General features: G+C 71.4%; 16 protein-coding genes. 13 read left to right on the top strand and 3 right to left on the bottom strand.

Annotated elements, in window-relative coordinates; all coding sequences use genetic code 11:
- Nucleotides 1-126: 126 nt before the first annotated feature.
- A complete protein-coding gene (locus ACXR8F_RS02050) occupies nucleotides 127-1,158 on the top strand; it encodes a DNA-directed RNA polymerase subunit alpha (protein WP_045191880.1) in 1,032 nt (343 codons plus the stop codon).
- Nucleotides 1,159-1,230: 72 nt separating this feature from the next.
- Complete coding sequence (rplQ, locus tag ACXR8F_RS02045) at nucleotides 1,231-1,938, top strand: 50S ribosomal protein L17, sunset domain variant (protein WP_458798550.1); 708 nt, start codon at nucleotides 1,231-1,233, stop codon at nucleotides 1,936-1,938.
- Between the two features lie 125 nt (nucleotides 1,939-2,063).
- Here rplQ and ACXR8F_RS02040 read toward each other — a convergent pair whose 3' ends face one another.
- Nucleotides 2,064-2,600 carry an AMIN-like domain-containing (lipo)protein gene (locus tag ACXR8F_RS02040; protein ID WP_045191878.1) on the bottom strand — a complete coding sequence of 179 codons (537 nt, stop codon included), beginning with the start codon at nucleotides 2,598-2,600 and terminating at the stop codon, nucleotides 2,064-2,066.
- Between the two features lie 138 nt (nucleotides 2,601-2,738).
- Here ACXR8F_RS02040 and truA point away from each other — a divergent pair, with 138 nt between their 5' ends.
- The 9 genes from truA to ACXR8F_RS01995 all read left to right on the top strand — a co-directional run bounded on the left by truA (nucleotide 2,739) and on the right by ACXR8F_RS01995 (nucleotide 17,367).
- Nucleotides 2,739-3,614, top strand: coding sequence for a tRNA pseudouridine(38-40) synthase TruA (gene truA / locus ACXR8F_RS02035; RefSeq protein WP_458798549.1), 876 nt, complete (start codon nucleotides 2,739-2,741; stop codon nucleotides 3,612-3,614).
- Between the two features lie 108 nt (nucleotides 3,615-3,722).
- The gene (locus ACXR8F_RS02030) at nucleotides 3,723-4,355 is read left to right on the top strand and encodes a hypothetical protein (RefSeq protein ID WP_458798548.1); all 633 of its coding nucleotides are present in this window, start codon (nucleotides 3,723-3,725) and stop codon (nucleotides 4,353-4,355) included.
- 4 nt (nucleotides 4,356-4,359) lie between these two features.
- Complete coding sequence (locus ACXR8F_RS02025; protein WP_045191875.1) at nucleotides 4,360-5,001, top strand: hypothetical protein; 642 nt, start codon at nucleotides 4,360-4,362, stop codon at nucleotides 4,999-5,001.
- A 71-nt stretch (nucleotides 5,002-5,072) separates the two neighbouring features.
- Entirely contained in the window at nucleotides 5,073-6,755 is a 1,683-nt protein-coding gene (locus tag ACXR8F_RS02020; RefSeq protein WP_458798827.1) for an ABC-F family ATP-binding cassette domain-containing protein, read from the top strand.
- Between the two features lie 19 nt (nucleotides 6,756-6,774).
- On the top strand, nucleotides 6,775-7,836 hold the full coding sequence (locus ACXR8F_RS02015; protein WP_458798547.1) for a nitronate monooxygenase: 1,062 nt from the start codon (nucleotides 6,775-6,777) through the stop codon (nucleotides 7,834-7,836).
- A 123-nt stretch (nucleotides 7,837-7,959) separates the two neighbouring features.
- Nucleotides 7,960-9,720 carry a carbohydrate-binding module family 20 domain-containing protein gene (locus ACXR8F_RS02010; RefSeq protein WP_458798546.1) on the top strand — a complete coding sequence of 587 codons (1,761 nt, stop codon included), beginning with the start codon at nucleotides 7,960-7,962 and terminating at the stop codon, nucleotides 9,718-9,720.
- Nucleotides 9,721-9,776: 56 nt separating this feature from the next.
- On the top strand, nucleotides 9,777-10,313 hold the full coding sequence (locus tag ACXR8F_RS02005) for a YbaK/EbsC family protein (RefSeq protein WP_045192027.1): 537 nt from the start codon (nucleotides 9,777-9,779) through the stop codon (nucleotides 10,311-10,313).
- A 192-nt stretch (nucleotides 10,314-10,505) separates the two neighbouring features.
- Nucleotides 10,506-16,307 (top strand): pullulanase-type alpha-1,6-glucosidase, encoded by a 5,802-nt coding sequence (gene pulA, locus ACXR8F_RS02000; RefSeq protein WP_458798545.1) that lies wholly within the window; start codon nucleotides 10,506-10,508, stop codon nucleotides 16,305-16,307.
- A gap of 118 nt (nucleotides 16,308-16,425) precedes the next feature.
- Nucleotides 16,426-17,367, top strand: coding sequence for an aldo/keto reductase (locus ACXR8F_RS01995; RefSeq protein WP_045191871.1), 942 nt, complete (start codon nucleotides 16,426-16,428; stop codon nucleotides 17,365-17,367).
- Here the strand turns inward: ACXR8F_RS01995 and ACXR8F_RS01990 are convergent.
- The gene (locus tag ACXR8F_RS01990; RefSeq protein WP_458798544.1) at nucleotides 17,348-18,718 is read right to left on the bottom strand and encodes an MFS transporter; all 1,371 of its coding nucleotides are present in this window, start codon (nucleotides 18,716-18,718) and stop codon (nucleotides 17,348-17,350) included. The genes ACXR8F_RS01995 and ACXR8F_RS01990 overlap by 20 nt on opposite strands.
- Nucleotides 18,715-19,350, bottom strand: coding sequence for a helix-turn-helix domain-containing protein (locus ACXR8F_RS01985; RefSeq protein WP_458798543.1), 636 nt, complete (start codon nucleotides 19,348-19,350; stop codon nucleotides 18,715-18,717). The genes ACXR8F_RS01990 and ACXR8F_RS01985 overlap by 4 nt, the downstream gene beginning before the upstream one ends.
- A 256-nt stretch (nucleotides 19,351-19,606) precedes the next feature.
- Here ACXR8F_RS01985 and rplM point away from each other — a divergent pair, with 256 nt between their 5' ends.
- Together rplM and rpsI are read left to right on the top strand one after the other, a co-directional pair.
- Nucleotides 19,607-20,050, top strand: a complete 444-nt coding sequence (rplM, locus tag ACXR8F_RS01980; RefSeq protein WP_045191869.1) for a 50S ribosomal protein L13 — start codon at nucleotides 19,607-19,609, stop codon at nucleotides 20,048-20,050.
- 50 nt (nucleotides 20,051-20,100) lie between these two features.
- Nucleotides 20,101-20,607 (top strand): 30S ribosomal protein S9, encoded by a 507-nt coding sequence (gene rpsI / locus ACXR8F_RS01975; protein ID WP_045191868.1) that lies wholly within the window; start codon nucleotides 20,101-20,103, stop codon nucleotides 20,605-20,607.
- Nucleotides 20,608-20,820 lie beyond the last annotated feature (213 nt).

The following is a 20,820-nucleotide window of genomic DNA, read 5'->3' as shown; positions in this document are numbered from 1 at the left end:
CCCACGGCATACGCCCCTCATTCTCGGGGCCGGCTCGCAGACAGAGCCGTGCCGGCCCGCCCGGATCACGACCGGGCAGTTTCACGAGGCGTCATATGGCGGTCGCCCGTGGGAAGGAACTGAACAGTGCTCATCGCACAGCGTCCCGTGCTCTCCGAAGAGGTCGTGGTCGAGGCCCGCAGCCGCTTCACCATCGAGCCGCTCGAGCCCGGCTTCGGCTACACGCTCGGCAACTCCCTCCGTCGCACCCTGCTCTCGAGCATCCCGGGCGCGGCGGTCACCTCCATCCGCATCGACGGCGTGCTCCACGAGTTCACGACCGTGCCGGGCGTGAAGGAGGACGTCACCGAGATGATCCTCAACATCAAGGGCCTCGTCGTCTCCTCGGAGCACGACGAGCCGGTCGTCATGTACCTGCGCAAGCAGGGCCCGGGTGCGGTCACCGCCGCCGACATCACGCCGCCGGCGGGTGTCGAGGTGCACAACCCCGACCTGCACATCGCGACGCTGAACGACAAGGGCAAGCTCGAGATGGAGCTGACCGTCGAGCGTGGCCGTGGCTACGTCTCGGCCCAGCAGAACAAGTCCGGTGACCAGGAGATCGGCCGCATCCCGGTCGACTCGATCTACAGCCCGGTGCTCACCGTGACCTACAAGGTCGAGGCGACCCGAGTCGAGCAGCGCACCGACTTCGACAAGCTCATCGTCGACGTCGAGACGAAGAACTCGATGACCCCGCGCGACGCCATGGCCTCGGCCGGCAAGACGCTGGTCGAGCTCTTCGGCCTGGCGCGCGAGCTCAACGTCGAGGCCGAGGGCATCGACATGGGCCCGTCGCCGACGGACGCCGCGCTCGCCGCGGACCTCGCCCTGCCGATCGAGGACCTGGACCTCACCGTTCGTTCCTACAACTGCCTCAAGCGCGAGGGCATCCACACCGTGGGTGAGCTCGTGGGCCGCAGCGAGGCCGACCTGCTCGACATCCGCAACTTCGGTGCGAAGTCGATCGACGAGGTCAAGGCCAAGCTCGTCGGCATGGGTCTGGCCCTCAAGGACAGCCCGCCCGGGTTCGACCCGTCGGCCCTGGTCGACGGCTACGGCGACGATGACTACAGCGACGACGACGACCAGTCGTTCGTCGAGGACGAGCGTCTCTGACCAACCGCTTCTTGACCGAGCCCTCGACGCCCTGATCGAGAACGGCCTGGTCGGACTTCTAGGAGAAACGAAATGCCCACCCCCACCAAGGGTCCCCGCGTCGGTGGCGGCCCCGCCCACGAGCGGCTGATCCTGGCCAACCTCGCGACGTCGCTCTTCGAGCACGACAAGATCACGACGACCGAGGCCAAGGCCAAGCGCCTGCGCCCGCTGGCCGAGCGTCTCATCACGTTCGCCAAGCGCGGTGACCTCCACGCCCGCCGCCGCGTCCTCACGGTCGTGCGCGACAAGGGTGTCGTCCACCGTCTCTTCGCCGAGATCGCCCCCGACATGGCGGCTCGCGAGGGTGGCTACACCCGCATCACGAAGATCGGCGCCCGCAAGGGTGACAACGCCCCCATGGTCGTCATCGAGCTCGTCCGCGAGCCGCTGTCGGCCAAGAAGGCGACGGTCAAGGAGGCCGAGGCCGCCACGAAGCGCGCTGCGAAGCAGAGCGAGTCGAAGCAGGCCGCCGCCGAGACGAAGGCCGCCGAGGACGCCGAGAAGGCCGAGACGACCGAGGCCACCGAGGCCGCTGCCGTCGAGCTGCCCGAGGGCGCCGTCGCCGCGAACGAGGACGGCTCGGCCCCCGAGGGCTACACCGTCAAGGGCAACGCCGACTCCGGCAAGTACCACGAGCCCGACGGTCAGTGGTACGACCAGACGATCGCGGAGTTCTGGTTCAAGACGGCCGAGGACGCCGAGAAGGCCGGCTTCACGAAGGCCGGCGCCGGCTCCTGAGCCACCCTGCACGCAGCGAAAGAGCAGTCCGTCCCTCGCGGGGCGGGCTGCTCTTTCGTTGTCCCGGGTGACGGAGCGTTCTCCCGAAGGGATCTCGATCGAGAGAACGCTCCGTCACGCCGGCGTCACCAGGCGTGGGCGACGTCGACGACGAGGCGACGACCGCCGTCGGCGTCGGCGAGGACGAACGCCCGCATGGGCAGCCGGGCTCGCACGCCGAGGCCGTAGTCGGTGTAGCCCTCGAAGCTGCCGATGCCCTTCAGCTGCCGGAAGGTGCGCCACCCCGTGAAGGTCGTGGTGCTCCTGCCCAGGGTCGAGGGCGCGTCGACCGTGACCTGGATCCTGGCCCCGCCCGTGACGGCGACCGGGAGGCCGCTGCCGGGGCTCGTCACGGCGCTGACGTAGCGCACCCGGTAGCCGAGCGTGCCCCGGCCCGGTGCGAGGTCGAAGACGACCCGGTCGAAGCAGGCGTGCTGCCCGGCCCTGGCCGAGGTGACGCGGCCCGTCCAGAGCAGGCTCGGGCTCGTCGCCTTGGTGGTCGAGCCCCACGTGATGCCGCAGTACGGCGCGGCCGAGGCCGACGTCGTCGCGGCGACGGCAGCCGGTGCCGCGAGGGTCGCGGCGAGTGCCGCGGCCGCGACCCGGCGAGAGATGGTGTTCATGGTCAGGTTCCCCTTCCGCGAGCCCGGGCCCCAGTGCCCGACGCTCCACACACAAGACGTGTGAGGGTCAGAGGTGGTTGACCGCCCGGTGGTACGTCGTGCCCGCACCTGGCCCCACTCCCGTTAGGCTCGGTCGCGATGAGCGAGGAGACGGGTTCGGGCGACGCGGCCGCCGCCCCGTTGCGGGTGCGGATCAACCTCGCCTACGACGGCACGGACTTCTCCGGCTGGGCCGCCCAGCCAGGCCTGCGCACCGTCCAGGGCGAGCTCACCACGGCGCTCACCACGGTGCTGCGCAGCACCGAGCCCGTACGCGTGACGGTGGCCGGCCGCACCGACGCGGGCGTCCACGCCCGCGGTCAGGTCGTGCACGCCGACCTCGACCCGCAGGCGTGGGCACGGCTGCCGGGCCGGTCGGACCGCGAGCCGGGCCCGTCGCTGGTCAGCCGTCTCGGCGGGGTGCTTCCCCACGACATCGTGGTGAGCCGGGCGGCCTTGGCGCCCAACGGATTCGACGCCCGCTTCGCAGCGCTGGAGCGCCGCTACGTCTACCGCATCGCCGACACCGGTGCCGTGCGCGACCCGTTGCGCCGGCACGACACGGTCTGGTGGCGCAAGCCGCTCGACGCGACGGCGATGGACGAGGCGGCGCGCTCGCTCGTGGGCCTGCGTGACTTCGCGGCCTTCTGCAAGCAGCGCGAGGGAGCCACCACCGTGCGCACCCTGCTCGACTTCTCGTGGCGGCGCCTCGACGACGGAGTGCTCGCCGCCACCGTGCGGGCCGACGCGTTCTGCCACTCCATGGTGCGCTCGCTCGTCGGGGCGGTGGTCCCGGTGGGGGAGGGGCGCCGTGAGAAGGACTGGCCCAGGCTGCTCCAGGAGCGGCGCGACCGGGCCCCGGGGATCCACGTCATGCCGGCCCACGGCCTCAGCCTCGAGGAGGTCGTCTACCCGGCCGACGAGGATCTCGCCGCGCGCTCGTCGATGACCCGGGCGAGGCGCGACCCCGCCTGACGCCCGCCAGACGCTCTGCTCCCAGCCTGTCTCGTCACTGAGACAGCTCGTCTCAGCCCCGAGACTCGACCCCGCACCGGGCGGGCCCCTGTGGTTGGATCCTCTGTCATGAGCGCCCGCCCGACCCGTGCCGTCTCGGTCGGCCTCCTGACGTGCGCGCTGGTGCTGACCGGCTGCTCGAAGGACCCGGCCGGCGGGCAGGCCCGCCCTTCCGGTGCGGGCCAAGCCACCTCCGCGACCTCCACCACCCCCTCTGCGGGTGCATCTGGAGGGTCCGGCTCCGCCACGGCCACGGGCGACGAGGTCAGGAGCCGCTCCGGCGCCTTCACCGTCGTGCCTCCGGAGGGCTGGACCGAGGCCACCGACAAGGCCGACGGGGTTGCGAACATCGACCTGGTGCTGCTGTCGTCGAAGAAGGTCGGCTCCTTCGCCAACAACCTCGTCGTGCTGACGTCGCCCGGTGACCAGTCCGTGCTCGAGGAGGAGATGACGAAGGGCCGCGACCAGATGACCGCAGCGGGTCGCACCGTCTCCACTGCCCCGGCCAGGTCCGTGGCCGGTGCCCCTGCGGCCGGCTTCACGACGACCTTTCAGCGTGACGGCGTCAAGGTTCTGGCCCGGTCGTACGGCGTGCAGCGCGACGGCAAGGTCTACCTGCTGACGCTCAGCTCCTCTCAGGGCGACGCCGAGCACGCCCTCGCCGAGTTCGACGAGCTGCTCTCGACCTGGGCGTGGACGTAGCCCGATGCGGCGACTGAGCACGTCGGCGGCCCTGCTCCCGGCGCTCGGCCTGGTCATGGCTTCGGCCCTGGCCGGGTGCTCCGACGACCCCGCACCCCGACCGGTCCAGGCGGTGCCGACCGACACCGGTGTCGTGCACCTGCCGACGTCCGCCGCGCCGACGACCGACAGCGCCGGCCACCGCATCCAGCAGCTGCCGGCCCCCTCGAGCCACCCGGCCCTCTCCGAGGAGCGCGTGCGCGGCTTCGACTACAGCTACCTCAAGCCCGTCGGCTGGTCGGAGGGTGAGCGCGACCTCGACCCGCCGCCCGACACCCTCGTGCAGCCCGACGACACCGACGTGCCGGCGTTCATCGCCGTCGAGCGCCCGATCCGCATCGGTTCGAGCTCGCTGAAGGAGGCCGTCGAGCGGCTGCGCACCGGCTTCGAGGGCAAGGGTTTCCGGCCGATGGCCGCGCCGGAGCGGCAGATCGGCGGCTACTCCGCCATGGGCATCGTCGTCGACCAGTCGGACGAGCTGCGACACGTCTACTACGTCGCGGTGTACGCCGAGCAGGCCTTCGCCATCCGTCTCACCTACGACCCGGGCCACCCGGAGTCCCTCGACGTCTACCGTGCCGTGCTCGACTCATGGTCGTGGGGCTGAGGACCCAGCCCGACCACGACGCGGGTTATCCGCGTGACTCGACCGGCCGGCATACGTCAGGCTTGACCCTCGTGGGCCACGTCGACGTCAACTCAGTCTCCTTCAGCCTGCCCGACGGCAGGCCGCTCCTCAACGACGTCTCCGTGCGGGTGGGGGAGGGCGCCAAGATCGCCCTCATCGGTCCCAACGGCACGGGCAAGACGACGCTGACGCGGATCATCGCCGGTGACCTGGCCGCCCACGAAGGGGCCGTCACGCGTTCCGGCGGCCTCGGCGTCATGCGCCAGTTCATCGGCAAGGTCCGCGACGACACGACCGTGCGCGACCTGCTGGTGTCCGTCGCGCCCGAGCGCATCCGCCACGCGGCGGAGGAGGTCGACCGCACGGAGCTCGCCATGATGGAGCGCGACTCCGAGGACGACCAGATGGCCTACGCCCACGCCCTCGTCGAGTGGGGTGAGGCCCGTGGCTACGAGCAGGAGACCCTCTGGGACCAGTGCACGGTGGCTGCGCTCGGCGTGCCCTACGAGAAGGCGCAGTGGCGCAAGGTCAACACGCTCTCGGGCGGCGAGCAGAAGCGGCTCGTCCTCGAGGCGCTGCTCCGCGGTCCAGAGGAGGTGCTGCTGCTCGACGAGCCGGACAACTACCTCGACGTGCCGACGAAGCGCTGGCTCGAGGAGGCTCTCGTCGCGAGCCCCAAGACGGTGCTCTTCATCAGCCACGACCGGGAGCTGCTCGACCGCGTCGCGACCCGCGTCGCCACGCTCGAGCCGGGTGCCGCCGGCGCGACCCTGTGGGTGCACCCGGGTCGGTTCTCGACGTATGCCGCCGCGCGGGCCGACCGCAACGCGCGCCTCGAGGAGCTGCGGCGCCGCTGGGACGAGGAGCACGTCAAGCTCAAGACCCTCGTGCAGACGCTGAAGGTCAAGGCGAAGTACAACGACGGGATGGCGTCGCGCTACCAGGCGGCCCAGACCCGGCTCGCGAAGTTCGAGCAGGCCGGGCCTCCCGAGGAGACGCCGATGACCCAGTCGGTGAAGATGCGGCTCACGGGTGGGCGCACGGCCAAGCGCGCCATCGTCGCGGCCGACCTCGAGCTCACCGGCCTGATGAAGCCGTTCGACCTCGAGGTCTGGTACGGCGAGCGCGTCGCGATCCTCGGCAGCAACGGATCGGGCAAGTCGCACTTCCTGCGGCTGCTCGCGATCGGGGGCACCGACCCCGAGCGCGAGCACCAGCCGGTCGGTGACGTGCGGCCCGACCCCGTGGCCCACACCGGCGTCGTGCGGCTCGGCTCGCGGGTGCGTCCGGGCTGGTTCGCCCAGACCCACCAGCACCCGTCGCTGCTCGGCCGCACCCTGCTCGAGATCCTGCACCGCGGCGACGAGCACCGCGCCGGCAAGCCTCGTGAGGAGGCAGCGCGGGCCCTCGACCGCTACGAGCTGGCGAGGTCGGGAGAGCAGCGCTTCGAGTCGCTCTCGGGCGGGCAGCAGGCGCGGTTCCAGATCCTGCTGCTCGAGCTGTCCGGTGCGACGATGCTGCTGCTCGACGAGCCCACCGACAACCTCGACCTGCAGTCGGCCGAGGCCCTCGAGGAGGGTCTCGACCGCTTCGAGGGCACCGTCGTGGCGGTCACGCACGACCGGTGGTTCGCGCGCGGCTTCGACCGGTTCCTCGTGTTCGGCGCCGACGGCCGCGTCTACGAGTCGAACGAGCCGGTGTGGGACGAAGGCCGGGTCGTCCGTCCGCGCTGAGCGGAGTAGCGTCGAGGCCATGCTGCTGCGTGAGCTCGACACCGGTGTCGTCGGCGCCCCCATGGCGGGCGGGCCCACCACGCCCGAGCTCGTCGCGGCGGTCGGAGACGCCGGTGGCCTCGGGTTCCTCGCGGGCGGCTACCTCACAGCGCCCGCCCTCGCGGCGGCCATCGCCGAGGTCTGGGACGCCACCTCGCGGCCCTTCGGCGTCAACCTCTTCGTGCCCGAGCAGGCCAACGCGTATGCCGCTCCGCCGGGGGCGCCGGCGCCCCTGACCGGCGCCCACCGCGCGGCGGCCGTCGCCGCCTACCGCGAGCGGCTGGTCGCCGACGCCGAGACGGTCGGGGCGCAGCCCGGCGAGGCGCGGCCCGGCGACGACGACGACTGGGAGCGCAAGGTCGACCTCGTCGTGCGCGAGAAGGTGCCGGTCGTCTCGTTCACCTTCGGGCTGCCCTCCTCCGCCGTGCTCGGCGAATTGCGCCGGTCCGGCATCGAGACCGTCGCGACCGTCACCGACCTCGACGAGGCCCGCGCCGCGCTCGAGGCCGGCGTCGACGCGCTCTGCCTGCAGGGCCATGACGGCGGCGGTCACCGCGGCACGCTCGACCCGGTCAAGGAGCCCACGAACCTCGACCTCGTCGAGCTCGTCGTCTCGGTGCGGGCCGAGACCGACGTGCCGCTCGTCGCGGCCGGCGGTATCGGCACCCGCGAGCGGGCCGACCAGGTGCGCGCGGCCGGAGCCGACGCCGTGCAGGTCGGCACCGCCCTGCTGCTGACCCCCGAGGCGGGCACGGGCCTGGCCTACCGTCGGGCGCTCGGCGACGCGGCCTACGCCGGCACCGCGGTGACCCGCGCCTACTCCGGGCGCTGGGCCCGGGGTCTCGAGACCGACTTCCTGCGCAGACACGACGGCGAGGCGCCGGCGGCCTACCCCGAGGTGCACCACCTCACGGTGCCGCTGCGGCGGGCCTCGGCGAAGGCCGAGCGTCCTGACCTGCTCGCCCTCTGGGCGGGCACCGCGTGGAGGTCGGCGCGTGCCGTGCCGGCGGCGACCGTGGTCGCTGAGCTGTCCCGCCGCTGAGCGGATCCGGGGGCCTGGCGCTTTCGAGTTGCGGGGTGGCGCACGCGGCGGTTGACTGCCGCAAGTTCTTGCATCACTGGCAAGAACTGCCACAGCCCCGCCGTCTCAACGAGGAGATGCCGCATGCGCACGCCCAGGCCCACCCGACCCTCACCGCCCCGGCTGCGCCGGCGCCGCATCGTCACGGCGATGCTCGCGGCAGCTGCCGCCCTCGCGGTCCCCGTGGCCGGCCCCAGCTCGGTCGTGCCGCAGGCAGGTGCGACGCCGCCCGGCACCAAGGACGTCACCGCGACGCTCTTCGAGTGGCGCTACGACGCCGTGGCCCGCGAGTGCACCAACGTCCTCGGACCCAAGGGCTACGGCCTCGTCGAGGTCTCGCCCGCCGCAGAGCACATCCAGGGGTCCCAGTGGTGGACCTCGTACCAGCCCGTCAGCTATCGCATCGGCGGCCGGCTCGGTGACGAGGCCGCCTTCCGCTCGATGGTGACGGCGTGCCACAACGCAGGCGTCAAGGTCGTGGCCGACGTCGTCATCAACCACATGAGCGCCGGCTCCGGCACCGGCACCGCCGGCAGCAGCTACACGAAGTACGCCTACCCGAGCGTGTACTCCGACCGTGACTTCCACTCCTGCCGGCAGAGCATCAGCAACTACGCCGACCGCACCAACGTCCAGACGTGCGAGCTCGTCGGCCTGGCCGACCTCGACACCGGAAGCGACTACGTGCGCGGTGCCGTCGCCGCCTACCTCAACACGCTCATCGCGGCGGGCGTCGACGGCTTCCGCATCGACGCGGCCAAGCACGTCGCTGCCGCCGACCTCGCTGCCATCAAGGCGAAGCTGACCAACCCGAACATCTTCTGGGTGCACGAGGTCATCTACGGCGCGGGCGAGGCCGTGCAGCCGACCGAGTACACGGGATCCGGCGACGTCGACGAGTTCCGGGCGGCCTACGACCTCAAGCGTGTCTTCACCTCGGAAAAGCTTGCGTACCTGTCGAACTGGGGCGCCTCGTGGGGCTACCTGCCGAGCGGGCAGGCGCGCAGCTTCGTCGACAACTGGGACACGGAGCGCAACGGCTCGACGCTCAGCTACAAGGCGGGTGCGACCTACACGCTCGCCAACGTCTTCCTGCTGGCGTGGCCCTACGGCGCGCCGAACGTCTTCTCCGGCTACGAGTGGAGCGACCCGGATGCCGGCCCGCCGCTGGGCGGAGCCGTGAGCGCCTGCTACAGCAACGGCTGGAAGTGCCAGCACGCCTGGACCCCGATCTCCGGGATGGTCGGCTTCCGCAACGCCGTCGCCGGTACGGGCGTGACCAACTGGTGGTCCAACGGCAACAACGCAATCGGCTTCGGCCGCGGAGCCAAGGGCTACGTGGCCATCAACCACGAGACCGGCCCGGTGACCTCGACCTTCCAGACGTCGCTGCCCGCCGGCACGTACTGCGACGTCACGCACGGGACCGTGAGCGGGGGCACCTGCTCGGGGCCGACGTATGCCGTCGGCTCGTCCGGCGCGTTCACCGCCACGCTCGGTGCCAACGAGCAGGTGGCGCTGCACGTCGGGGCGACGGTCGGCGCACCGGCATCGGCATCGGTGGGCTTCGGGGTCAACGCGACCACCGTGACCGGCCAGGACATCTACGTCGTCGGTGACGCTCCCGCGCTGGGCGCGTGGGCACCGGGATCTGCGCTCAAGATGGATCCCGCCACCTACCCGGTGTGGCGCCGCACCGTCGCCCTGACGCCGGGCTCGGTCGTGCAGTACAAGTACCTCCGCAAGGACGCCGCCGGGACGGTCACGTGGGAGTCGGGCGCCAACCGGACCGTCACGGTGCCGGCGTCGGGCACGGTCACGCTGAGCGACACCTGGCGTCCCTGACCCATCGCCGGACCCGCCGTATGCCGTCACGCCGGGTGGCGGCATACGGTGACGTCATGCCGAGTGCTGAGGGAAACCTGTCCTGGGAGCCGGCCGCCGGGCGGCCCGACCTGCTCGCGCCGCCGGTGGTCTCGGCGCTGGCGCAGGTGCCCGGCGCGCGGGTCGCCGCCATCGACGCGAGCCTGGCCGACACCGCGGCGTTCTGCGAGGCCTACGACGTCGCACCCGAGGCGTCGGCGAACTGCGTCGTCGTGGAGGCGAGGCGGGGCGAGACGACCACTCTCGCGGCGGTCATGGTGCTGGCCACCGACCGGGCCGACATCAACCGGGTGGTGCGGCGACACCTGGGCGCCCGCAGGATCTCGTTCGCCGACCAGGCCAGGGCGCAGGAGCTCACCGGCATGCAGCAGGGCGGGATCACCCCGGTCGGGCTGCCCGCGGACTGGCCGCTGCTCGTCGACACGTCGGTGGTGGCGGCGGGGCCGGTCGTCGTCGGGGCCGGGGTGCGCGGAGCCAAGCTGCTGCTCGACGGGGCCGACCTCGCCGCCCTGCCCGGCGCCGAGGTCGTCGACCTCGCCGTTCGCGAGGGGTGAGGCAGGGGACCGGCTGCGGGTCCGTGCGGCGAAGGGTGACGTGACGGAGCAAGATCGCGCAACATCCTGAAGACAAATGCAAAAAGTTGCAGCCCAGGTCTGGCGTGTTGTCCGAAATGGGCGCTAGGTTCTCCGGCGGTGGTCGAGCGTCCAGACACGGGCGCGACGACCCGAGCCCACGAAGGAGTGCGCATGCGCCGCCGCCCGGCCCTGTCCGTCGCCAGCATCTCGGCCCTCGTCATCGCCGGACTCGGCGTCCCGCTGACGGGGGCTCCCGCCGCCCGAGCCGAGGCGCCGCGCACCGCGACGCTCGTCGGCTCGCTGCAGAGCGAGCTCGGCTGTGACGCCGACTGGTCGCCGGCCTGCACCGCCACCGACCTGGTGCTGCAGCCCGGCTCGACGACGTATGCCGCCGACTTCACGGTGCCTGCCGGCTCCTACGAGCTGAAGGTCGCCATCAACCACGACTGGGCCGAGAGCTACGGGCAGGGCGGCAACAACCTCCCGCTGGTGCTGCAGCACGCGGCGAAGCTGCGCTTCACCTACGACGACACCACGCACGCCGTCGGCATCGCGCCCACCGACCTGCCGGGCAAGGCCACCGCGGCTGACGGGAAGCTCGCCTCGGCCTCCCTGCGCGAGCTCGCGACGCGCGAGCGCTTCTACTTCGTCATGGCCGACCGCTTCGCCAACGGCGACGCGTCCAACGACCGGGGAGGTCTCACCGGTTCGCGGCTCGAGACCGGCTTCGACCCCACCGACGCCGGTTTCTTCCACGGCGGCGACCTCAAGGGCATCTCGCAGCGCCTCGACTACATCAAGGGTCTCGGCACCACCGCCATCTGGCTGACGCCGTCGTTCAAGAACCGCCCCGTGCAGGGGTCGGGCTCGGACGCCAGCGCCGGCTACCACGGCTACTGGGTCACCGACTTCACCCGGATCGACCCGCACCTCGGCACCAACGCCGACATGAAGGCCCTCATCTCGGCCGCCCACGCCAAGGGCATGAAGGTCTACTTCGACATCATCACCAACCACACTGCCGACGTCGTCGACTACGAGGGTGGCCAGCACGGCTACGTCTCCAAGGAGGCCTCGTCCTACAAGGACGCGAGCGGTGCGGCCTTCGACGACGCCGCCGTGGCGGGCAAGCCGATGTGCGCAGGCACGGCCAAGGCCTACCCCGACTGCTTCCCGGCCCTGTCGGCCGCCTCGTCGTTCCCCTACAAGCCGGTCTTCCGCAGCGACGCCGACAAGACCGTGAAGGTCCCGGCCTGGCTCAACGACCCGACGATGTACCACAACCGCGGCGACTCGACCTTCGCCGGCGAGTCCTCCACCTACGGCGACTTCGTCGGCCTCGACGACCTGTTCACCGAGCGCTCCGACGTCGTCTCCGGCATGGCCGACATCTACAAGTCGTGGGTCGACTTCGGCATCGACGGCTTCCGCATCGACACCGTCAAGCACGTCAACATGGAGTTCTGGCAGGCCTTCTCTCCGGCGATCCTCAAGCACGCCAAGGAGATCGGCAACCCCGACTTCAACATGTTCGGTGAGGTCTTCGACGGCAACCCCGCCTACACGAGCCAGTTCACGACGAAGGGCAAGCTGCCGGCGACGCTCGACTTCGGCTTCCAGGGCGCGGCCCTCGGCTTCGCGCAGGGCAAGGCGACGACGGGCGTCCGTGACCTCTTCGCCGGCGACGACTACTACACCGACACCGACTCGAACGCCTACGAGCTGCCCACCTTCCTCGGCAACCACGACATGGGCCGCTCCGGCGCCATGCTCCTCTCGGCGGGCTACACCGGCGACGCGCTGCTCGCCCGCACCGAGCTCGCCAACTCGCTGATGTTCCTCTCGCGCGGCAACCCCGTCGTCTACTACGGCGACGAGCAGGGCTTCACCGGTCCCACGAGCGGGTTCGACGACAAGCGCGCCCGCCAGGACATGTTCGGCACGAGCACCGACATCTACAAGGACGACGTCATCGTCGGCAGCCCGCAGCTGCAGGGCACGGGTGCCCACTACTCGACGGACGTCCCGCTCTACCAGCACATCCGCAGGCTCTCGGCGCTGCGCCAGGCGCACCCGGCGCTCGCCGACGGCGCGCAGGTGCACCGCTACGCCTCCGACTCGGCCGGCATCTACGCCTTCAGCCGCATCGACAAGGCGGCGAAGCGCGAGTACGTCGTCGCGACGAACAACGCCACCACGGCCAAGACCGCGACCTTCGAGACGTACTCGGCCGGAAGCAGGTTCGTGCCGCTCCTCGGCGCCTCGGGTGACCTCCGCGCCGTCACGTCGGGGCGCATCACCGTGACCGTGCCCCCGCTGTCGGTCGCCGTCTACCGTGCCGCGTCGACGATGGCCTCGTCGCCGAGCGCGCCGACGATCATCCCGACCTCGCCCGGCGCCGGCGGCGTCGTGGGCGGCCGCGCCGAGATCGGCGCCGCGCTCGACGGCGGCACGTTCGCCGACGTGACGTTCCTCCAGCGTCCTGCGGGCGCCACGCAGTGGACGCCCATCGGCACCGACGACAACGCCCCGTACCGCGTCTTCCACGACGTCTCCGGTCTGGCCAAGGGCTCCCTCGTGGAGTACCGGATGGTGGCGAAGGACCTGAACGGCAAGGTCTCGGCGACCTCGACCTACGGCATCGTCGGGGAGCCCCAGACGGCCGGCGGCGGCGACTCCGGTGGCGTCGGACCCGTCACGCAGCCGAAGGCGGTCAGCGTCCCCGGCAGCCACAACTCCGAGATGGGATGCCCCGGTGACTGGCAGCCCGACTGCGACCAGGCGCAGCTCACGCTCGACCCCAAGGACGACATCTGGAAGGGCTCGGCCACCATCCCGGCTGGCGACTACGAGTACAAGGCCGCGATCAACAAGTCGTGGGACGAGAACTACGGCGTCGGAGGAGCCCCCGGTGGCGGCAACATCGGCTACAAGGCGCCCGGTGGCTCGGTCGACTTCTTCTACGACCACCGCACCCACTGGGTGACGAGCACGGCACAGGGCTCGATCCTCACCGCCCCAGGCAGCTTCCAGAGCGAGCTCGGCTGCCCCGGCGACTGGGCGCCCGACTGCATGCGCTCGTGGCTGCAGGACCCCGACGGCGACGGCACCTTCACATTCAGCACCGACCGCATCCCCGCGGGCAGCTACGAGTTCAAGGTGGCCGTCGACCGCACGTGGGACGAGTCCTACCCGGCGAGCAACGTCGCCTTCACCGTGCCGAGCGACGGCGTCGTCACGACCATCACCTACAAGGCCTCGACCCATGAGGTCGGCGTCAAGACGTCCAAGGCGGGCGCCGCCCCTGACCTCAAGAAGGCCAAGGCGTTCGTCGTCGGTCCCGACCTCGTGGCCTGGCCGGCATCGGCCCTGCCTGCCGGCACCGACCCCGCGACCCTGCGGTGGCGACTGCACTGGTCGGCCGACGGCGGCCTCGCCGTCGACGCCGAGGCCGTGACGGGCGGCTCGGTCGCGACCCTGACCCGCGACCCCGCCGGCCTTCCCGCCACGCTCGTCGCGGCCCACCCGGAGCTCAAGGGCGCCGTTGCCGTGCGCCTCGACAAGGCCACGTCGCGGCAGCTGCCCGAGATCCTCGAGGGCCAGGTCGCGGTGGGCATGTACGACACGACCGGGCGCCTGCTCGACGCCACTGGCACGCAGACGGCCATCGCCGTGGACGCCCTGTATGCCGCGTCGGCGCGCGGCCGCACCTACGGGCCGAGCTTCTCGGGCACCGGGCGCGTCGGCTTCACCGTGTGGGCCCCCACGGCCCAGTCCGTCAGCCTGCTGACCTGGCCGGCCGGCAGCGCCGACCAGCCGGCGAGCACGGCCAGGCGCACCGCGATGGCCCGAGCCACCGACGGCTCGTGGTCGGCCTCGCTCGACGCCTCGGCCAAGGGCGCCCGCTACCTCTACGAGGTCAAGGTCTACGCGCCGACGACCGGCAAGGTCGAGACCAACCTCGTCACCGACCCGAGCTCGGTGGCGCTGACGCCGAACTCGACCCGGTCCGTGGCCGTCGACCTCCGCGACCCCGCGTTCATGCCGTCGACGTGGCGCACCACGAAGTCGCCGGCCCTCGCCCAAGGCGTCGACTCGACGATCTACGAGCTGCACGTGCGCGACTACTCGGCGTCCGACGCGAAGGTGCCGGCCGGCATACGCGGCAGCTACCTCGCGTTCGCCGCCGACGGTGACGGGCGCGCGCACCTCAGGTCGCTCGCCAAGGCCGGCATGAACACCGTGCACCTGCTGCCGACCTTCGACATCGCCTCGATCGAGGAGGACCCGGCGAAGCAGGAGACGCCGAAGTGCGACCTCGCCTCCTACGCCCCCGACAGCGAGGAGCAGCAGCGGTGCACGAGCGCGGTCGCGTCCAAGGATGCCTTCAACTGGGGCTACGACCCCTTCCACTACAGCGTGCCCGACGGCTCGTACGCCTCGAGCACCAAGGCCGCTGACGGCGGTGCTCGCGTCGCCGAGTTCCGCACCATGGTCGGGGCGCTGCACCAGGACGGCCTGCGGGTCGTGCTCGACCAGGTCTTCAACCACACCAACGCCTCGGGGCAGGCCGACAAGTCGGTGCTCGACAAGGTGGTGCCGGGCTACTACCAGCGCCTCAACGCGAGCGGTGCGGTCGAAACGTCGACCTGCTGCCAGAACGTCGCCACCGAGCACGCGATGGCCGAGAAGCTCATGGTCGACTCGGTGGTCTCGTGGGCACGCAACTACAAGGTGGACGGCTTCCGGTTCGACCTCATGGGCCACCACAGCAAGGCCAACATGCTCGCGGTGCGCGCGGCCCTCGACGCCCTCACCCCCGCCAAGGACGGCGTGGACGGCAAGGCGGTCTACCTGTACGGGGAGGGCTGGAACTTCGGCGAGGTGGCGAACAACAAGCTCTTCGTCCAGGCGACGCAGGGCCAGCTCGGCGGCACCGGCATCGGCACCTTCTCGGACCGGCTGCGCGACGCCGTCCGTGGCGGCGGTCCCTTCGACGAGGACCCGCGCAAGCAGGGCTTCGGCTCCGGTGAGGCCACCGACCCCAACGGGGCACCGATCAACGGCGACGCCGTGAAGAACCTCGCGCACGACACCGACCTCGTGCAGCTCGGACTCGCGGGCAACCTGCGCTCGTTCGGCTTCCGCAGCCAGGCCAGCGGTGGTCTCGTCACCGGCGACAAGGTCGACTACAACGGCTCGCCGGCCGGCTACGCCGACCAGCCCGACGAGGTCGTCACCTACGTCGACGCCCACGACAACGAGACGCTCTTCGACTCGCTCACCTACAAGCTGCCCGTCGCGACGTCGATGCAGGACCGGGTGCGCATGAACACCCTGTCGCTCGCGACGACCGCTCTCGCGCAGACCCCGTCGTTCTGGCACGCCGGCGCCGACCTGCTGCGCAGCAAGTCGCTCAACCGCGACTCCTACGACAGCGGTGACTGGTTCAACCGGCTCGACTGGACCGGAGCCGACAACGGCTTCGGCCACGGCCTGCCGCCGCAGGAGCAGAACTCGGCGAAGTGGCCCTTCATGAAGCCGCTGCTCGGCAACAGCGCCCTCAAGCCGACCGCGGCCGACGTGCGCGCAGCCGATGCGATGGCACAGGACCTGCTGCGACTTCGCTTCAGCAGCAAGCTCTTCCGGCTCGGGAACGCCGAGGCGATCAACGCCAAGGTGAGCTTCCCGGTCTCGGGCACGGCTGACGCGAAGCAGGGCGTGATCGTCATGCGGGTCGACGACACCGTGGGCGTCGACGCCGACCCGGCGCTGCGCGGCCTCGTCGTCGTGTTCAACGCGACGCCGAGCACGGTCACGCAGAGGGTGCCGGGCCTCACGGGCCCGATGGCCCTCAGCCCGGTGCAGGCCGGCGGCGCCGACAGCGTCGTGAAGCAGGCGTCCTACGACGCTGGTGCCGGCACCTTCTCGGTGCCCGCGCGCACCGTGGCCGTCTTCGTGCAGCCCCGCTGACCCGCCCACGACGCAGCGCCGGTCCCCGCGAGAGCGGGGGCCGGCGCTCGCGCGTGCAGGTGCTGCGCCCTGACCGGGTGGCGCGCAGGCATAGGTTGGGCGAGTGACGACTCCTGACATGACCTACCGGCAGCTGGGCGACAGCGGGCTGACCGTGTCCACCGTCGGCATCGGCTGCAACAACTTCGGCCGGCGCCTCGACCAGGACGGCACCAACGCCGTCGTGCGGCAGGCCATCGACAGCGGCGTCACCCTCTTCGACACGGCCGACATCTACGGCCAGGGCGCGAGCGAGGAGATGCTCGGGCTGGCCCTGGGCTCGGAGCGCGAGAACGTCGTCGTGGCAACGAAGTTCGGGATGGACATGCAGGGCAGCAACGGCCCCGACTGGGGCGTGCGGGGCTCGCGGCGCTACGTGCGCAAGGCCGTCGAGGCGAGCCTGCGACGTCTCGGCACCGACTGGATCGACCTCTACCAGCTGCACCGTCCCGACCCCGTCACGCCGATCGACGAGACGCTGGCAGCCCTCGATGAGCTGGTCACCGAGGGCAAGGTCCGCTACATCGGCAGCAGCAACTTCACCGGCTGGCAGGTCGTCGACGCCGACTGGACGGCGCGCGCCGCCGGCACGGCCCGCTTCGTCTCCGCGCAGAACGAGTACTCCCTGCTCGAACGCGACGTCGAGGAGGAGCTCGTCCCGGCGTGCGAGCACGTGGGGGTCGGGCTGCTGCCCTTCTTCCCGCTCGCCTCGGGGCTGCTCACCGGCAAGTACCGGCGCGGCGAGTCCGCCCCGACCGGCACGCGGCTCGCCGGACTGCCCGACCGGCTCGCCGCCGCCGACTGGGACACGATCGAGCGCCTCCAGGCGTATGCCGTCCAGCGCGACCTGCGGCCCATCGACGTCGCCATCGGCGGGCTCGCCGCCCAGCCGGCCGTCGCCTCCGTCATCGCCGGCGCGACGCGTCCCGAGCAGGTCGTCGAGAACGTGCGCGCGGGCCTCTGGGAGCCGACGGCCGAGGACCTCGCCGAGCTCGACGAGATCACGTCACCGCCGCTGTGACCCCGTCGGCCGTGTCAGCGTCCGTGTCAGTGTCCTTGTCCTTGTCCGTTGCTCCGGCCGTGCGTGCCTGCTCGGCGCGGCGGGCCTGGCGGTAGAACCACGCGCCCAGCACGCTGAACGCGCCCGCGCACACCATCGCGACCTGCGTCGAGACCCGGTCGGCCAACAGGCCGAAGAGGGGAGCGGCGACCCCGAAGGCCACCGAGGCCACCATCGAGTTGATCGACAGCACGGTCGCGCGGTTGCGGGCTCGTGCCTCGCGGTGCAGCAGTGCCGAGTGGGCCGGCCCCGCGGAGCCGTGGAGCAGGTAGGTCACGCCATAGGCAGCGATGAGCGCGGCCGGACCGGCCACGACACCCATGACGACCGCACCGAGGCCGTTGAGCACCCGGGCGAGGATCGCGGTGCGGGCCACGCCGACGCGCCGGCTCGTCCAGCCCGAGAGGGCGGCGCCCAGGGCGAAGACGCCCCAGCCGGCTGCGGCGACCGGTCCCATGAGCGCGCCCGCCCGCTCCTCGCCCCCGACGAGCTCGGCCAGACGGATCGGCTGGAAGGTCTCGAAGACGAGCATGCCCACCGCCCAGAAGATCTCGACGCAGACGATGCCGCGGAGGGCGGGGTTGGTGCGGAGCAGGCCGAGGCCTTCGCGCACGACGACCGGCGACTCCTTGGCCGAGGCGAGCGCCCGACGCACGCCGGAGGAGTCGACGTGCTCGGCCGATCGGGGCTCTCGCAGCAGGACGAGCACGGCGAGCAGGTGCACGACGTTGAGGGCGACGAAGACGGCGACGGGCAGCACGAGTGCCGACGCGCCGGTGAACGGGTGCCACCAGACGAGGGCGCCCGACACGAGGGCTCCGACCGCGATGCCGCCGCCGAGCACCGTTCCCTGCGCGGCCAGCGAGCCGTCGACGTCGGCTCCCGGGTCGGTCGCGTGCACGGTGTCGACGAACCACGCCTCGAGCGGCCCGGAGTCGAGTGCGCGGAAGATGCCGGTGAGCACGGCCCCCGCCAGGAACATCCAGAACGCGTGGGCGAGCAGCAGCACGACACTCGCGAGGACGTTGACCAGGGCCGACACGACGAAGACGGGGCGTCGTCCGAACGCGTCGGCGAAGCCGCTCGTCGGCAGCTCGAGGGCGAAGATCGTGAGGCCGGCGGCCGATGACACGGTCATCGCCTGCGCGACGGTCAGGCCCCGCTCGAGCTGCCAGAGCGTCAGCAGGCCGACGACGAGACCCACGGGGAACCAGCGGGTGAAGGTGAGCGCCAGGAACACCCGGCGGGCCGCGGTGGGGGAGAGGACGGCATACGGCCGCCGTGACGACTCGTGGACGCGCGGGCGGCTCATCGTCGGGTTCCCGCGGTGGGTGGCCGGTCGAGGTCCAGGGGGTAGGCGAAGGCGTAGACGGCGATGCGGCGGGCCTGCGGGTTGCCCTGCCCGACCCGGCGGTAGCGCTCGATGAGCTCCCACATTTCCTCACGCATCGCCTCGAGGGACTCGGCCGTCACGAGCACCGAGGCGTCGCTCGAGCCGCAGGCGTCCTGCCACGCGGTGGGCCACGTCGTCGAGACGTCGAGCCACTTGTCGTACTGCTCGCTGAAGTGCCGCGCGTAGTCGCGGGTCAGCCAGTTGAGGGCGGTCTCGGAGTCCTCGTCGCCCTCGAAGTCGCTGGGGTGCCACGAGTGGAACTCGGAGCTGGCCCGCCAGAGGCGGCGCTTGCCCTCGCCCTCCTCGGTGTCCTGGACGAGTCCCACCGACTCGAGCTTGCGCAGGTGGTAGCTGGTGGCGCCCGAGTTGGTGCCGAGCAGCGTGGCGAGGTCGGTGGCGGTGGACGGGCCGTGGCGGCGCAGCGCGCCGAGCAGGCGGGAACGCAGCGGGTGGGCGAGCACCCGCAGGCTCTCGGGCGTGAGCCAGAAATTGTCGGGGTCGCCGGCCTCCGGGTCGGGTGAGGGGGGCATCGAGCGGTCGCGTGCAGCCATAGTGTGCACAATACCTTTGCACAGTTTGTTTGCACAAGAGGTGTGCATGCGAGCCGCATCAGCGCGTCTTTGCAGGTCAGGGCCTGTTCCGGGGGTGCCCCGGCGCGATTTGGGAGCGGGGGCTGCACCCCGTAACATTGGTGAGGTTGTGCAGCGGGCCGTCAGGCGAACCATGCTCCCGAGGGAGTCGGCGACGCGGACCGGGCCCAGCGTCACACCAGTGGCTCCACCATTTCAGAAGCGAAGGCAGACTCCATTGCGCACCTACACCCCGAAGCCCGGCGAGGTCACTCGCACGTGGCACGTCATCGACGCGTCCGACGTCGTCCTCGGCCGACTCGCGAGCCAGGCCGCTGTGCTCCTCCGGGGCAAGCACAAGCCGCAGTTCGCGCCGCACGTCGACACCGGTGACTTCGTCATCATCATCAACGCCGACAAGGTCGCCCTCACCGGCGCCAAAGCCGAGCAGAAGAAGGCCTACCGCCACTCCGGCTTCCCGGGCGGTCTGCGCGCGACCTCCTACACCGAGCTGCTCGCCAAGAGCCCCGAGAAGGCCATCGAGAAGGCCATCCGCGGCATGCTCCCGAAGAACTCGCTGGCCCGCCAGCAGCTCTCCAAGCTCAAGGTCTACCGCGGCGCCGAGCACCCGCACGCGGCCCAGAAGCCCGTCCCCTTCGAGATCTCCCAGGTCGCGCAGTAAGCGCCCGGCTGAGCCCGACCGAGCACTGACTGCGAAGAAAGAGAAACCCAGTGACTGACATCATCAACGAGGACGTCCTCGACACCGACGAGCCCGAGCTGACCGAGTACACGAGCGAGTCCTCCGCGACCGACGCGCTCGGCGAGCCCAAGCGCGCCCGCCAGGTCTCCACCCCCGGCGCCGCCACCGGTCGTCGCAAGCAGGCCATCGCCCGTGTGCGCATCGTCCCCGGGACGGGCGAGTGGAAGATCAACGGCCGCACGCTCGACGCGTACTTCCCCAACAAGGTGCACCAGCAGATCGTCAAGGAGCCCCTGACGCTGCTCGAGCTCGACGGCTCCTACGACGTGCTCGTCCGCGTCCACGGCGGTGGCCCCTCCGGCCAGGCCGGCGCGGTCCGTCTCGGCGTCGCCCGCTCGCTCAACGAGGTCGACACCGAGCTCAACCGTCCCGCCCTCAAGAAGGCCGGCTTCCTCTCCCGCGACGCCCGCGTCCCGGAGCGCAAGAAGGCCGGTCTCAAGAAGGCCCGCAAGGCTCCGCAGTACTCCAAGCGCTGACGGTCCGGCCGGCGGCGAGCGCACCTGCTCGCGCCGGTCGTCCCCGATGCGGCTGGATGCCGGCCGCGCACAGGCCCCCGAGCGAAGGCTCGGGGGCCTGTGCGGTCTCCACGGCGCTGTCCGCTTGTGCGCGGCCCCCAACATCGACACGTACGCAGGGCCAGCCAGCTGGCTCGGGCGCCGCACACTCCAGGCGTCTGGCCCTCGCGCGAA

The sequence above is a fragment of the Terrabacter sp. AAH1 genome, assembly GCF_054456855.1.
Note: the sequence above shows the minus strand (reverse complement) of the source record. Positions and strands in the feature narration are given on the sequence as shown.